The organism is Gammaproteobacteria bacterium, assembly GCA_035546635.1.
Taxonomy (GTDB): Bacteria; Pseudomonadota; Gammaproteobacteria; order JAURND01; family JAURND01; genus DASZWJ01.
Window position 1 is genome coordinate 311,340 of the sequence record DASZWJ010000028.1, and the last position, 15,868, is coordinate 327,207.

Genomic DNA, 15,868 nt, shown 5'->3' on the forward strand with positions numbered 1-15,868 from the left:
GAAGCATCAATCTAAGCAGCATATCTCTTTCCCATACCCCTTGCACTGTAACCCCTCTCCCGTCTGTGACCGAAGGGAATCCCCTTGCGGGATGGGAGAGGGGTTACAGTGCAATTGGCTGAACGAGTATAGCTATAATTCGATAAGGATCAATCCATGCAAAAACTAAAAATCCTCGCTATCTGCTTACTGCTATCCATACAGCTTGCAAGTTTTGCTGCCTACCCACCTCCAGTGGTTGCACAGCATGGCATGGTCGTTTCCAGCCAGCCTCTGGCCTCGCAAGTGGGTGTGGATATCCTACGTCAAGGTGGTAATGCTATCGATGCGGCTGTCGCTGTCGGATATGCATTGGCTGTGGTCTATCCTGCTGCAGGTAATTTAGGCGGCGGTGGTTTTATGATGCTGCATCTGGCGGATGATAGAAATGTATTTCTGAATTTCCGCGAAAAAGCGCCCAAAGCTGCAAGTAAGGACATGTATCTTGATGCGCAAGGTAACATAATTCCTGGACGCAGCACAGAAGGGTATTTGGCTGTCGGTGTGCCGGGAACAGTATTAGGCTTAAATACCGCATTAAAAAAATACGGCACCATGTCACTAAAGCAAGTGATGGCGCCGGCGATCAAATTAGCTGAGCAAGGATATGTGCTGACAGCAGAGGACGCGAAAGTTTTAAATACCGCGACAGATAGTTTTAAGAAACAACTGAATGTCGCAGCGATATTCCTTAAAAATGGCCAGCCTTATCAAGCAGGCGAGCGTCTGATACAGGGTAAACTTGCGCAAACTTTAAAATTAATTGCCGCCAATGGTAGTGATGTCTTCTATAAGGGTAGTATTGCTGATCGTATTGTTAATGCCTCAAAAACCAATGGCGGCATTCTGAGTAAGGAAGATTTTACTGACTATACCATGAGCGAATTATCGCCAATTAGCTGCGATTACCACGGTTACACGATTGTGTCAGCGCCACCACCGAGTTCAGGCGGGGTGACTTTATGTGAAATGTTAAATATTCTTGAAGGTTATCCATTAGGATATATGGGCTTTCATTCGGCGGCTATTTAGTTGAAGCCATGCGTTATGCCTATTATGACCGCAATAATAGCCTGGGTGATCCCGATTTTATTACCAATCCGGTGGCCAAATTAATTTCCAAAGATTATGCGCAAGAGATCCGTAATAAAATCTCCGAGTTTCGTGCTACACCTTCTAGTGAGCTTAAAGGAGAGCCCGCTCATGAAGATGTGAATACCACACATTTTTCTATTGTGGATGTTAAAGGTAATGCGGCCAGTGTGACCTATACATTGAATAGCCGCTTTGGTGCGAAGGTGATAGCGGGTGATACGGGATTTTTTCTTAATGATGAAATGGATGATTTCACCAGTAAATCTGGAGTGCCGAATCAATTTGGATTGGTGCAGGGAGTTAATAATGCCATCCAGCCGGGCAAGCGTCCCTTGAGTGCGATGGCTCCTACTTTGGTGTTCAAAGACAATAAATTGTTTATGGTTTTAGGTGCTCCAGGCGGTTCTACTATTATCACAGCCGTATTGCAGACTATTTTGAATGTAATAGATTATGGCATGGATATTAAAACTGCGGTGAATATGCCGCGTATTCATTTCCAATGGCTGCCGGATAAAATATGGGAAGAACCTTGGGCGATACCTAAAGATGCAGCGGAAAAACTGGCGATGGAAGGGTATCAATCCGCGCCGGCACCGTTTATATTGGGTATAGTGGAAGCGATTTTAATTGATTCAAAGAATCATACGTTAAATGGGGCAGGGGATGATCGCATGCCGTTAAGTACGGCTTTAGGATATTGACCCACCCCATTAGAAAAAGGGGTGGAAGGCCGCAAGGCCTGAGGGGGGATTTAAAAAGCTGATGAGTACTAACACACAATATTAGGCACCCAAAACTCTCTAAATCCCCCCGCAGGCCTTATGGCCTATGACCCCCTTTTTCAAAGGGGGTGAGGCTTTATTAAAGATAAGCTCCTAAACCTTAAGCACTTCCTGAATATTAATACCGGTGTAATTGTTCATATGTAAATAAACCAGTAGATAATGCGCCAATGGAACATCAGCAACTCTGTGCAGATAGGATGAAGCTTCGCGGAACATCAAGCCATTCGGGGTGCGTATGGCCAATCCAATATGAGAAATATATAGCGGTGTACCAATTTGATTTTCTAATTTGGCTCTTGGATTTACAATTTCGATAATACTTCCAGAAGGTATCTGATTAAAAATAGAGTCTACTGGTTGTTGTTGTGCGTCGAATAAGCGCGTCATGGGTAAATAAACTAGCTGACTGTTTTGTGGTGAAAAATATCTGCTGAAACTTTGTAGCTCCCGCAAACGCTGCTGTATCGCTGAAGGTGATAAGGGCTGCAAAAGTTTAAGCTGGCTGACATTCATTGAAAGAAACCAGTTTGGTTTATCGATGCGTATTTCCTGTGAAACTGAAATAGGTTTGCCTTGGTTATCTACAAAGCTCGCGGTAATATCACGAACATAACCTTTATGCGCGTTATTTAAATTCCAGTCCGTTTCCATAAAATGATTACGGTTAATAAACGCCGGTTTGCCATTACGGTAGTTAATGTTTTTGATATTGCGTTGAAATTGCGCCAGATTATTCGATTCAGCTAATGACACGATGGTATTAACATAAGTCACACAATCAAAAGCGTCTGTTCGATAAAGTGGATTTTGGTTGTAACGGCTATTTTCACCCTCGCCTGCTGCATCAAAAAGATAAGGTTTGCCAAGAAAATAAGCGCTATAAGCAGCTAGTTTGGCTTTGATATCTGAAGTTTTTTTGGTAGAAATGGACTGAAATAATTGTTGAATTTCCTGGTCGTATTGAGATTGTTCATAGGCAGGGATAACTGTGGGTTGTTCTGCGTTTGATGCGGCAAAGCCCATCGGCATTAACAACAAAACAAAAGAATAAATTAATAATTTAACAAATTTTTTCATATATGTTGTTTAATTTTAAAAGCCAGAAAATGATAATAAATTATAACATAATTTTCATTTTTTACCAAATTTTCAATGCCTTAACCTCTTTAGTTGTAGTCCACATCAAAACTTGACGAGTTAGCAGCGCTAAGATAACTCCGGCACCAATAGCACACCAGCCTAACCATGAGAAAATATGACTAAAACTGGGGTTAGTCACAAGAGGGTTATTGCTGCCCGTGCTTCCTAATGCAATATTAGAAAAGAAACTAGCCAATATGGCCGCGACACCAGTCATTAACATCCAAGTGGCCATAAAGACTCCCTGCGAAGCTACGGGTGCCAAGTAGCCTATCATCGCAAACCCTATAGGTGAAATGCATAATTCTCCTAAGCTTTGCAGAACATAACAGAGTGCTATCCAAATAAAACTGCTATAACCGTGGCTGTCAGCCAATTGTATTCCCAGGGTCAAAATCAGAAACGACAGGCCAATAAATAACAGCGAGCAAGTGAATTGCAATGGCAGTGAAATATTCAAGCCACGCCGTCGCAAGCGAGAAAATATATAGTTCAACACGGGCCCACCGATAATGACAATGGTGGAATTAATGCCTAATGCCCACTGCGGCGCAATTTTCAGACCGAATAACTGTCGGTTAACGTTATGTTCGATAAATAGATTAAGACCCATAGGCATAAACAAATACAGTGTCCAGAAAATAATAGACAGTATCGTCAGTGTTAAGTATCCCCAGATTTTGTTTTTAACGGCTAAATCATTTTGTTTTCTGGCAATGCGGACAATATTGAATAACATCAGTATGCCCAATATCAGTACCAGATTGCGTGTCAAAAGCACATGTTGTAATAGTGTCGGCAGCAGTAAAATAATTGTTGTAATTAAACTCACGCCAATAAGGGCATTACAGAAGCGCATATGGATGGGTTTATGGCTTAAAAAGGTATTACGATCACGTAGGGTATTCCAGTTAAAAGCGGCGATGATTAGGGCAATCACATTACCAGAAGCGGTTATCAAGAATAAATTATGATAATCAGCCCGTAATTCAAAATATCCGCTTAAAATAAAGCCTAATAAAAATCCCATGCATAAGGCGCTGTAATTCCATAAAAATGCGCCTTCGCGGCGTTGGTCTTCGGGTGCAAACAATTGGGTAAGCAGGCAGTTAATGCAGGTGATATTCATCCCAGCGCCTACGAGAAAAAGTGACAATCCCCAATACAGTTGCGTGATATTAGGAACAGCGATCAATACACAACTGACGATTTGTAATAGCATGGCAAGGATAAATAATACCCGGTAACTGATGAAGCGCCCGCCACAATAGCCGCCTAATAAATGTGCAGCATAATTAATCGCAAGGAAACTGCCAGTGAGGGCGGTTGCGGTGGCATTAGGTAAATGCAAGGCGTGGGTGGTATAAAGCACCAAGGTAGAATAAAGCACTCCCAAGGATAAGGTGGCAAATAATTGGGTAAATAACAGGGCAAAAGCGCCTCTTTTCACCTGTGCACTCGTGTTGAGGCGGGGTAATTCTTGCATTGGCTCAAATCCTTTAGAGGTGAAAATCTTGGTAAGGAATTTTGTTTGGAAGCATTTATTCTACTGCGTTTAGTATGCCTGTGACTATAAAGTATTTCATTGTATACTCGAATCACTCGAGTTATTCGAGCTTTACCAACCACGCATTAAAAATATGATGAAAAACCCACTTTCTAACATCTCAGCATTTTGGCGAAATTTTGATTTCACCTCTCCTCGCGCTATTAACAGCCTAAAAACCGCTATTGCCTGCGTGATTGGCTATTTATTGGTGATATGGACACCTTTGCCACAGCCACAGTGGATTGTGATTACTATTTTAGTTGTGATGAGTGCTCAGACCAGCTTAGGCAGTTTAACCATTAAATCTTACATGCGTTTTTGGGGAACTGTTGCTGGTGCTGGAATTTCCGCAATTATTTACCTGTGTATTGGTACTGATCCAGTGGGAATGACTATCGCCTTATTTATAGTAGTTTTAGCGTTTGCCTATGTAGCTTCCAGCCCAGGTGATGCAAGTTATGCAGGAACATTGGGTGCGGTTACAGTTGCGATTATTTTATTAAATCCGGTGGTTAATCTGCAGATTATATCAGCACGATTTATAGAAATTATTGTGGGCATTATCATTTCTTTGCTCGTGTCTAAGTTAATTTTTCCTATTCATTCTCAACATTTGTTACTGCATAATCTAGCCAATAATCTACTTAATTTGCAGCGCAATTTTGATCGTAGTCTTAAAATGGAACCTCAGCATTTGGAGGCTGAAGTAGATGGGTTAGATGCAAAAATAGCCAGTAGTTTTGCTACGCAACGGAAATTGATCCGTGAAGTGGGCTTTGAATTAAAATACCGCCAGCAAAAACCCTTGTTTCAAGAGATTCTGCAAACACAAATAAAAATATATCGCGCTAATAATTTGATGTTTTTAAGTGCGCATGTTTCAGAGCAAAGTGTGCAGGTTATCTCAGAACTTACAGGATTAGAAAAGTTCAAGCTAGAAGCGAACCAATCGTTTATGCGACTGGCTGAAGCTATACGTTCTGAAAAAAAACACAAAATTGAGTGGGTAGTAGCTGAATTAATTGATGTCATGGAAGGTGAGTTCAAGAAAATTATTAACCAGAAACAATATGAGCATATTGCTTATGTGAATGCTTTTTTATTTGGTGCACGTATGTTTATGGTGGAATTAATTGAACTTGGTAAGTTGATAGAGGCTATTCAGAGAGAATGAGTCTAATCTATTGATACAATAGTCCAACATAGACTATAATGTAAAAAATATACACAGCCTATTGGGATACTTATGCTATCAGCTGAATTCAAAGCCGCATCAACCAATGCAGAAACCATTGCAAAACTATTGCATCCTTATGCTGAAACAGTCGTCCACAATCTTAAAACTAATAAAATTGTCTCAATTTTTAATGCTTTCAGCAAACGCAAAGCAGGTGATGATTCCTTGCTAGATGTGGAAAAAGAATTTGATTTGAAAAATGAAATTCTGGGCCCCTATGAAAAAATTAATTGGGATGGACGACGTTTAAAATCCATCAGCAACGTCATTCGTGATGGCAAAGGTCGACCGATTGGAATTTACTGTATTAATCTAGATATTTCAGTGCTCATGGAGTGTCAGCAACTTCTGCAAGCCTTTATGCAAACAGAGGATTTGTCTTTAAGGCCAGCTGTTTTATTTAAGGATGATTGGCAGGAACGGATACACCAGTTTGTCCATGATTATATACAAGAAAGGAATTGGCATTTCAGGACCTTAACTTTAGAGCAGAAAAAAATACTAGTGATGAAACTACATCAAGAAGGCGCATTTGAGGCTAAAAATGCAGCGCAATATATTGCGAGTATTTTGAAAGTTTCGCGCGCTACTATTTATAATTATTTAAACTTGTCCTGAGCGCAGCGAAGGAATGACAGCTAAAAACTATACTGCAACATTAAACGATTATAGTAAAATGTTCCTTTGCTAGGATCACCAGTCTGAATACCTAAACGTTCGCGCAGCGATAAACCTTTCAATGGTTTAGACTTAAATGCATAAGTGACATCAAAGTCAGTTTCTGCGGTATTTACAAAAAATGGTTCGGTGTAATATTTGGCGTAACTTGCACTTAGCGTTAGTTTTTTGTCAAAGGCAAATACCGTACCCATTATTTTAAAAGCGTCCCCTGGGGCTTTTTCTACCAGACCTGCAATCATAGAGGTTGTATACAATGGGTCGCTGGCATAGCCTGCGGTATAAGGAGAGACAATATCACCATTATGGAAAGCACCATCTTCAGAAAATACTTTATTCCAAGCAATCGTAAATCGTCCAATGGGTGCTTCAATACCTGCAATTGCACCTAAGGCATTCGAATTGGCAGAACCATCGGCTACCTGCCCCAGTATGTTGTCCCCATCACCGCCTTCTGTTAAACCTTGCACGCCGAATAATGGATTAATTTTTGAGTGATTTATGAAGGTGTATTGCGCATCACCATACAGCAGTTTGCCGAAATCAAAAAACTGATAACCCCAGAGTTGTGCGGCCACTCTTTCGGTTTTGTAATTGACCCCTAAGGCCTGCGCACCATCATCTGTGGTATCTCCCAAGGCTTTAATACCTTGACCGAAATTGGCAGGATTATATAAATTGGTTGCAGAAAAACCATCGGCAACTCGGCTTTTAAATTCCCATATACGCAATGCAGAAATGGTCAAGTCAGGATTAGGTGTAAAGGTGCCATAAACCCCGCGATAGGTTGCTGGAATCATACGAGAGTCAGACGGCCCCATCCAGGGTGTATTAATCAGCTGATCGCCGCCGCGGATCAAGAAGTCGCCGCGTTTATATTGCAAATAGAGCTGCCCTAAAACGGTGATGTTATCTCCCGGCAGTGTGGGATCAACGTGTTTAGGGTTATCGCTGTTTAGACCCAAATCTTGCGCAGTATATAATGCTGCACCTGCTTGAAAACCCCCTAAAACAGGCGCCGTGAGAATGCGGATATTACCGCCCAAAGAGTATGCAGCTTGGCTAGGATCGTTAAATTCGGAGGGTACTTCGTGAAAATTACGGCTAAAATAATAGCTACGAATGTCACCATCAATGGTTGTTTGATCTAGGAAGTGAACGATTTCGTCATAAAGGCTGTCTACTCCTGTTGCGGTATCGGTACTATTATCTGCAAATGCAGTCTTACTTGCAGCAAATGCTCCTAGACTGAAGAGTGCTAGGGAAGCTAACGACTTAATTTGAGCTGTTTTCATCAGATTCAATATCCCAGTGATTTTATTTTATGGTTATCCTACGCTTAGTCAGCATCCTAAAAATGCGGGTATTTAAGCATAAAAATATGACAAGAATATGACGAATTTTTGGTGTTAAACGTGAAGAGCTAGTGGGAGTCTTTAATTAGTCGCTGGCGCGAAATTCAAAAAGTGCACGTCATTTCGGCATCCATGCAGGGACGACGTACTACTATTGTTTTTGAGAAAACTAAAAGAACATAAAATTGGTTTTTGCTGAGGTTCAAAGTCTAATATTAACAATACTGCAGAATAGCATCCGTCATTTCCGTAGTTCCCACAGATTTTTTACCATCACTATAAATATCACGGGTGCGATATCCAGCATTGAGAGCTTTCTGGATAGCTGTTTCAATACGCTCTGCTTCCGCATATAAATCAAATGAAAAACGTAACATGAGCGCCACAGAAAGAATCTGCGCAATGGGATTGGCGATATTCTGTCCGGTAAGATCAGGCGCAGAACCGCCGGAGGGTTCATAAAGATTTAATCCCGATTCGCTAAGGCTAGCCGAAGGCATTAAGCCTAGGCTGCCAGGTAATGCGGCGGCAGCGTCAGATAAAATATCCCCAAATAGATTGGAAGTTAAAATGACGTCGAACTGTCCAGGGTTAATGAATAATTGCATGGCGCAGTTATCCACCAGCATATGCTCGCATTTTACATCAGGATATTTTTTAGCAACTTCAGACACCACTTCGCGCCAGAGTTTAGAAGTATCCAACACGTTGGCTTTATCCACGGACGTGATTTTTTGTTTTCTTTTGCGTGCAAGTTGAAAACTGCGCTCGGCGACTGAGGCAATTTGGTGCTCATTATATTCAGCGACATCTGTAGCATGGCGGATACCATTTTGTAGAAATTGTTTGTGTTCTCCGAAATAAATATCGCCGATTAATTCACGCACAATCAAAATATCCACACCTTGGGCAGTGAGGGTGGATTTAAGTGGTGAAAGTTCTTGTAGTGCAGGATAAATCTGGGCCGGACGCAGGTTAGCATTCAGGTTTAAAGTTTTACGTAAGGATAGTAGTGAATTTTTTTCGCAATTCTGCCATTTGGGTAAGTGTGCATCTTTGACCGGGCCGCCAACAGAACCAAACAGTATCGCATCGGATTGTTCACATATTTGTTTTGTTTCTTGCGGGAAATGTTGGTTATATTTATCAAAAGCGGCGCCACCGATTGCGCCTTCTATCAGAGTAAAATGATGATTAAATTTATCGGCAATAGTGTTTAATACGCGGATAGCCTGAGACATGACTTCAGGACCTATACCGTCACCTGCGAGGACTGCGATGGTTTTTTGCATGTGATTTCCTGGTGTGATTGTGGTTGGCGTCGTCTTGTCATCCATGCCAAGACGACGCCAACTCAAGGGGAGAAGGAAAAGGCGATCCTTTAATCACCTTTCTTAAAATAACGATCAATCTCTTCCCTATGCTGCAATAAATAATTCAGATCATCCAATCCATTCATAAAACAATATTTGCTAAATGGGTCCATATCAAAAGCGAACTCTTCATCTTGATTGGAGCGGATTTTTTGTGGTTGTATATCAATCGTTAATTCATAATTGCCTTGCTGTGCTTCTTGAAGCATTTTAGCAATCACGTCTTTAGGCTGAGTCAGTAAAATCAAGCCATTTTTAGCACTATTGCCGCGGAAAATATCGGCAAAAGATTCAGCAATTACTGCGCGGATGCCCGCTTCTTGCAGCGCCCAAACCGCATGTTCACGTGACGACCCGCAGCCAAAATTATCCTTTGTAACTAGAATACTGGCTCCAGCAAACTGCGGCTGATTAAAGGCAAAGTCTGGGTCAGATTGGCGTAGGCGTATAAACAGATTTTTACCATAACCTTCGCGCGTCACTCCAGTTAAAAATTGCGCTGGAATAATTAAGTCTGTATCGACATTATCCATGGCCAATGGGATGACTTTGCCGGATATTTGTGTGATTTTTTCCATGACTGACCTCAAAAATAGGATTGGGGTGAAACAATTTTACCGGCAATGGCGCTGGCCGCAACAGTGGCAGGTGAGGCTAGGTGCGTAAAACTACCCGTGCCTTGACGCCCCACGAAATTGCGATTGGTGGCGCTGATGCAGCGTTTTCCCGCAGGTACTTTATCGTCATTCATGCCTAAGCACATGGAGCAACCCGGCATACGAAAATCTGCACCTGCAGCCTGAAAAATTTTATCCAGACCCTCAGCTAATGCTGCCTCCATCACCGCTTCTGATCCAGGTACTACGTACATAGTGACATTGGGATGGACTTTTTTGCCTTGCAGTATTTTTGCTGCCACACGCAGGTCTTCAATACGGCCATTGGTACAAGATCCAATAAATGCCCAATCTACCGGTGTATTAGCAATGGGTTCACCTGCATGTAAATGTACGTATTCTAAAGCGTGTTGCGCCATAGTACGTTCATTGGCAGGTAGGTCAGTGAGTTTCGGAATATTTTCATTAATTTGCACTGCTTGGGCTGGATTAGTGCCCCAGGTGACCATGGGTTGTAAGTTACCAATATCAATGGTGATGTCTTTATCATAATGGCAACCGGGGTCGCTGGGTAAAGTTTTCCAGCGCGCGACGGCTTGTTCCCAAGCTGCGCCTTTAGGGGCATAGGGGCGGTCTTTCAGGTAACGATAAGTGGTTTCATCTGGGGCAATTAATCCGGCGCGGGCGCCGCATTCTATGCTCATATTGCAGATGGTCATGCGCTCTTCCATACTCATGGCGGAAATGGCCTCTCCAGTGTATTCGATCACATGACCATTAGCGCCACCAATGCCTATTTCGGCGATGAGTTTCATAATGGCATCTTTAGCAAATACGCCTTTTTGGAAGTGTCCGGTGAAATGCACACGCATGACTTTAGAGGGTGATAATAACAAACATCCAGAAGCTAAGACATTGGTCAGTTCGGAAGTGCCAATACCAAACGCCAATGCGCCGAACGCGCCATGTGTGGAGGTATGAGAATCGCCGCAGACAATGGTCATGCCAGGTTGCGTAGCACCCAATTCTGGACCGACCACATGCACGATACCCTGCTGGCTGCTATCAAAATCATAAAACGGAATTTTATGATGGTGAGCGTTTTCGCGCAGTAGCTCCACTTGTTTTTTAGCAGCAGCGTCAAAGATTTCATGGCGATTTTTACGAGTGGGAATGCTGTGGTCTATGGTTGCAAGGCACAGCTCGGGATTATAGACCGGTATGGCGCGTTCACGCAGCGTGTGGAAGGCTTGCGCAGAAGTCACTTCATGTAGCAACGTGAAGTCGATCGCAAATACAGTGGGGTGTCCTGGCTTCTTGGCAACGGTATGGGCATCCCAGATTTTTTCTATGATGTTTTTAGGTTTCATTGAACCTCCTTGATACGGAAAAATTCATATATATAGGCCTGATTGGTGGCATTAATGAGCGCTTTTAATGCAGAAATTTCAATATCATTATCTTCTCCTATGCCGGTGAATAGTTCATCACCGACACGGATGACGATTTTGCTTTGGCTTAAGGCTTCTATGCTTTTGCTTGCTGAATGGCTATGGTAACTCTCAATCGTGATACCAGGAAAATATTCAAGAATGGCTTTGTGCAATGCGGCCAGGGGCGACTCGTGTCCTTGATAAGAAATCGTAAAAGATTCTGGCAGAGAAAAAAATCCTCCCGTGATAGAAAGGGTGCTGTTATCTCCGGTTTTAGAATAATCAAACTGCGTAGCTTTAATGGGTTGACGATAGAGGAGATAAGCTTGCAATAATTCGGTATCGGTAATGCCTTTGCGGCGGTCAGCATATTGATTCTTTATAAATTGCGCAATGGCAGCTTTTTCATGTTCTTCGCAAATATAGCCAAATTTTTCAATAATGGTTTTGGCATGATTACCCCCGCTTAACGGTCCGAATAAAAAAGAGATTTCTTTGCCTATGACGCGGGGATCAAAAGGCTGATAGGCTAGGGGATTTTTAATCACGGCATTGGTGTGTCCGCCTGATGAATGGCGGGCAGCGTTTTCACCAGTGATTGGCCAGTGTGGTTGTCTGGGTAACATATATAAATCGACAAAATCGGATAATTCTTGCAGTACTTCTGTGTTGACGTTGGTGGTAAACGACTGTGCATTGGCGCCTCTATCGCCGAAGTGCTTGATATACATAATGCATTGCTCTAGCGAGACATTGCCGGCACGTTCACCTACGCCGTTGATGCAGCCTTCGATCTGGGTGACGGGACCAAAAAAGATAGCATTCATCGTGTTTTCCAGAGCCAAGCCAAAGTCATTATGGCAATGGGCTGACCAAGTGATATTTTTATCTGGAAATTGTTTTTTGATAATAGCGGCGTGTTGTTTCATGTGCTCGACAAAGTATTTTTCACCTTCTAATTTGCAGGCGCCGCCTATAGTGTCAGGGCAGTTAATGATGGTGGCTCCGGCGCTGACAGCGGCAATAATGGCCTCAGTCACAAAATTAAAATTTTCACCCATGCGGGAATAACCTTCTGGGCTGAATTCCACCTCCAATCCGGCCTCGCGCGCTTGTCTGATAAAGCGATATAAATCTTTGAGGATAGTGTCTTTCTGATTGGCATAATCACCTAAGGATGAAGCCATTAAATTTGGATCAACTGGCAAATAGGTATGCAGCCGAGCTTTTTGATGGCTAATGGCTGGTTGTAGCGCATTGATGGTGATTTCTATTTGCTGCTCACGTAGTTGGCATAATCCGGCAATGATGGGGCTGTTATGGTTTTCTGCGATCAATTCACTGGCGATGGTGTTGACGATCATAAAATCGGTTTGACTGGCCGAGGGAAATCCAGCCTCCAGTACGTCAATCCCAGCTTTGGCTGCTAAACGCGCATATTCAATATTTTTTTCAAATGCCATACCTGCGCCTGGGCATTGTTGGCCATCGCGCAATGTGGTATCAAAGATCTTAATGGTTTGGGTGTTCATCGCTTTCTCCGTTTACAAAAAATGTGTCGCATGTCTTTTGAGTACAGGACAGAACGCATTTAAATTTACTGAGCTTTGGTTTGTGAACCTTAAGTGGCACATTGCAATAGTTTAGAGCTATTTCGTATATGGGTACACTTTAATTGTGATGTTTTCAAACCAAAATAAGATTAGTTTGCGCTGGTAAGTCGCAAAGGAAGGAGGGTAAGGAGAAGCTGAGTTGTTAGGGTGTGGTTGGAATGTAGGGTGTTAATAAAATTGATTCGCAAATAAGGGGAGGAATTATTCTGGCGGTTGTTCATAAACTAACCTCAAATATCTGTATATTTATTTTGTGATTATACGATAAAATCCCTTGATCTGTAAAGATTTTATATGTTTTATCGAGAATCCCATGAAACTAAAACAAATTTATGTCTGTGAGCAATGCGGCTCTCAATCTCCTAAATGGTTGGGACAATGCACGGATTGTGGTAGCTGGAACAGTTTTCTTGAAGAAGTCATTTCTGCAGGAAAATCTGCGCAGAGCCCAGCTGCGGGAGGTTATGCGGCTGCTAGCGGTTCTCAGGTAACGCATTTGCGTGATGTGCCCTTGCAGGCAGAAGCGCGGCTATCGGCTGGTTCGGAAGAATTAGATCGTGTGTTAGGTGGCGGGTTGGTGGCTGGTTCAGTGGTTTTGATTGGTGGTGATCCCGGAATAGGTAAATCGACTTTGTTGTTGCAAACTTTGTGTCATTTAAGTAAAAGCCGTCGTGCTTTATATGTCACCGGTGAAGAATCATTGCAGCAAGTCACTTTGCGAGCGCGTCGCTTGGAATTGCCCCAAGAACATTTACAATTATTGGCTGAAACCCATGTGGAGCGAATTATTGCTGTAGCACAGCAACACTCGCCGGAAGTGTTAGTCATTGATTCTGTGCAGACGTTGTATACCAATTTACTGACTTCAGCCCCAGGAAGCGTTAGCCAGGTACGCGAAAGTACGGCGCAGCTGGTGCGTTATGCTAAGCAAGCTAATGTCGCCTTGTTTTTAGTGGGACATGTGACTAAAGAAGGTACTTTGGCGGGTCCTCGAGTATTGGAGCATATGGTAGATACCGTGCTGTATTTTGAGGGCGAGCGTGATAGCCGCTTTCGAGTGATTCGCGCAGTAAAAAATCGTTTTGGCGCCGCTAATGAACTGGGAATATTTGCCATGAGTGAGGGTGGATTGCGTGAGGTGACTAATCCCTCAGCGATTTTTCTATCGCATTATGATGCTCCGATTGCTGGTAGTGTGGTAATGGTAAGTTGGGAGGGCAGTCGGCCGTTATTGGTTGAAGTACAGGCATTGGTTGATGAAAGTCACTGGGGCAATCCACGTCGAGTAACCGTGGGTTTAGAACAAAATCGCTTGGCGATGCTGTTAGCAGTGTTACATCGTCATGGGGGCATTGCTACTTATAATCAGGATGTGTTTGTCAATGTGGTAGGCGGGGTGCGTGTATCGGAAACGGCGGCGGATTTGGCGCAGGTATTTGCTGTATTGTCCAGCTTGAAGAATAAACCTTTGCCCAGTGATTTAGTGATTTTTGGAGAAATTGGTTTAGCAGGAGAAATCCGCCCAGTACAAAGTGGGCAAGAGCGTTTGCGTGAGGCAAGCAAACATGGGTTTAAGCGGGCGATTGTGCCAAAAGCGAATTTGCCCAAGAATAAATCTATCTCTGGCATGGAAGTAATCGGGGTGCAGCATTTGCAGGAGGCGATTGGGCAGGGGATTTAGTTGTTAAGAAGGCACAGTGGATGCTGTGGGTGTTAGCTGGCGTAAAAATTCCTCTATCGGTAAACAAATAATACCATCTTTGAGCAAGCGTTCCTGTCCCCGATACAGCAGAATAGGCAAGGCTTCTGGATAATCTGTGCAGAAGGCTTTTAACCCAGATAAATCTTTATTGTTAATTTTATTTGAATTTTTTACTTCTATTGCGGTTAAATTATTCGCGCCATGAATGATAAAATCTACCTCAACGCCATAACGCGTGCGCCAATAATACAATCTGTTGGGAGAACCCTGATAATCATTCCAAGCGCGTAGATGTTGCGCCACTAATCCCTCTAATCCAGGACCATCTATTTCCGTAACTTGATCGATAAAGCCGACCGCGCGCAGGCTTTTGTATACGCCTACATCAAAGTAATAAAATTTGGGATGAGAAATAACGGCACGTTTGGCTCTAAGGGTAAATATGGGTAATTGAAAACACAACAATAAATCTTCCAGCACTTCAAGATAACCTTCTACCAATTTGCGCGAAATTTCACATTCACGCGCGATATTATTTATATTTAAAATAGATCCATGCGAAAAACTCATGACTTCAAGAAAACGTGAAAAATGACCAATATTGCGTACTAAATTTTCTGCTTTAACTTCTTCTTCTAAGTACAATCCTACATAGGCTTTTAAGGTTTCAGCCATATTTTCACTACTGAAAATTAGAGGAACTAATCCGTATTGCAGTGTTTTTAGTAAGGAAAATTGTTCTTTCAATTCTCCGGCCATAAACGGATGTAAATGTTGCACTATGGCACGACCGGCCAGCAGGTTAACGCCAGCGCGTTTTAATTTACGCGCGCTAGATCCAGTTAAAATAAACTGCCAGCCTTGTTTTTCTTCAATAAGGCTATGCACTACGTTCAGTAAATCCGGCACTTTTTGTATTTCATCAATGATAATGGTGGTAGATTTGCTGGCGCGCACGACTTCTTCTAAGCGTTCAGGGCGCGCCTGGTAATGACGAAGAATATCCATTTTTAATAGATCAATTTTTACGGCTTCAGGGTAGTTTTCTGCTAACCAGGTTGATTTGCCTGTGCCTCTTGGGCCAAATAAGAAATAGCTGTAAGTAATGGGCTTAAGATATCGCTGAATAAGATACATAAAGAAAATCCTAAAAAATTTACCTATAAGGTTAATTTTATCAGCTAAAATTTACCTGTAAAGTTAATTTTATCAGCAAAAATTCACTTATAGGGTTAATTTTTGTTAGAAA

General features: G+C 42.5%; 11 protein-coding genes and 1 pseudogene. 4 read left to right on the top strand and 8 right to left on the bottom strand.

Annotated elements, in window-relative coordinates; genetic code table 11:
* The first annotated feature begins 156 nt into the window (after nt 1-156).
* Nucleotides 157-1,838: pseudogene (gene ggt / locus VHE99_08175) on the top strand (gamma-glutamyltransferase).
* Nucleotides 1,839-2,012: 174 nt separating this feature from the next.
* Here the strand turns inward: ggt and VHE99_08180 are convergent.
* Entirely contained in the window at nt 2,013-2,999 is a 987-nt protein-coding gene (locus VHE99_08180; GenBank protein HVV68988.1) for an N-acetylmuramoyl-L-alanine amidase-like domain-containing protein, read from the bottom strand.
* Nucleotides 3,000-3,060: 61 nt separating this feature from the next.
* Complete coding sequence (locus tag VHE99_08185) at nt 3,061-4,548, bottom strand: oligopeptide:H+ symporter (protein HVV68989.1); 1,488 nt, start codon at nt 4,546-4,548, stop codon at nt 3,061-3,063.
* Between the two features lie 154 nt (nt 4,549-4,702).
* On the opposite strand from VHE99_08185, the gene VHE99_08190 reads away from it, so the two are divergent.
* Both VHE99_08190 and VHE99_08195 read left to right on the top strand, forming a co-directional pair.
* Nucleotides 4,703-5,785, top strand: coding sequence for an FUSC family protein (locus VHE99_08190; protein HVV68990.1), 1,083 nt, complete (start codon nt 4,703-4,705; stop codon nt 5,783-5,785).
* Between the two features lie 72 nt (nt 5,786-5,857).
* Nucleotides 5,858-6,466 (top strand): PAS domain-containing protein, encoded by a 609-nt coding sequence (locus tag VHE99_08195; GenBank protein ID HVV68991.1) that lies wholly within the window; start codon nt 5,858-5,860, stop codon nt 6,464-6,466.
* A gap of 20 nt (nt 6,467-6,486) precedes the next feature.
* Here the strand turns inward: VHE99_08195 and VHE99_08200 are convergent, their stop codons facing one another.
* From VHE99_08200 to VHE99_08220, 5 genes are all read right to left on the bottom strand, one after another.
* Complete coding sequence (locus tag VHE99_08200) at nt 6,487-7,821, bottom strand: OprD family outer membrane porin (GenBank protein ID HVV68992.1); 1,335 nt, start codon at nt 7,819-7,821, stop codon at nt 6,487-6,489.
* A gap of 275 nt (nt 7,822-8,096) precedes the next feature.
* Complete coding sequence (gene leuB, locus VHE99_08205; protein ID HVV68993.1) at nt 8,097-9,173, bottom strand: 3-isopropylmalate dehydrogenase; 1,077 nt, start codon at nt 9,171-9,173, stop codon at nt 8,097-8,099.
* Between the two features lie 89 nt (nt 9,174-9,262).
* Nucleotides 9,263-9,832 (bottom strand): 3-isopropylmalate dehydratase small subunit, encoded by a 570-nt coding sequence (leuD, locus tag VHE99_08210; GenBank protein ID HVV68994.1) that lies wholly within the window; start codon nt 9,830-9,832, stop codon nt 9,263-9,265.
* An 8-nt stretch (nt 9,833-9,840) separates the two neighbouring features.
* Nucleotides 9,841-11,241: a 3-isopropylmalate dehydratase large subunit gene (gene leuC / locus VHE99_08215; protein ID HVV68995.1), complete on the bottom strand. Its 1,401-nt coding sequence runs from the start codon at nt 11,239-11,241 to the stop codon at nt 9,841-9,843.
* Entirely contained in the window at nt 11,238-12,836 is a 1,599-nt protein-coding gene (locus VHE99_08220) for an alpha-isopropylmalate synthase regulatory domain-containing protein (protein HVV68996.1), read from the bottom strand. Before VHE99_08220 ends, leuC begins: the two co-directional genes overlap by 4 nt.
* A gap of 394 nt (nt 12,837-13,230) precedes the next feature.
* On the opposite strand from VHE99_08220, the gene radA reads away from it, so the two are divergent.
* On the top strand, nt 13,231-14,598 hold the full coding sequence (radA, locus tag VHE99_08225; GenBank protein ID HVV68997.1) for a DNA repair protein RadA: 1,368 nt from the start codon (nt 13,231-13,233) through the stop codon (nt 14,596-14,598).
* Between the two features lie 3 nt (nt 14,599-14,601).
* Here radA and VHE99_08230 read toward each other — a convergent pair whose 3' ends face one another.
* The gene (locus VHE99_08230) at nt 14,602-15,756 is read right to left on the bottom strand and encodes an AAA family ATPase (GenBank protein ID HVV68998.1); all 1,155 of its coding nucleotides are present in this window, start codon (nt 15,754-15,756) and stop codon (nt 14,602-14,604) included.
* Nucleotides 15,757-15,868 lie beyond the last annotated feature (112 nt).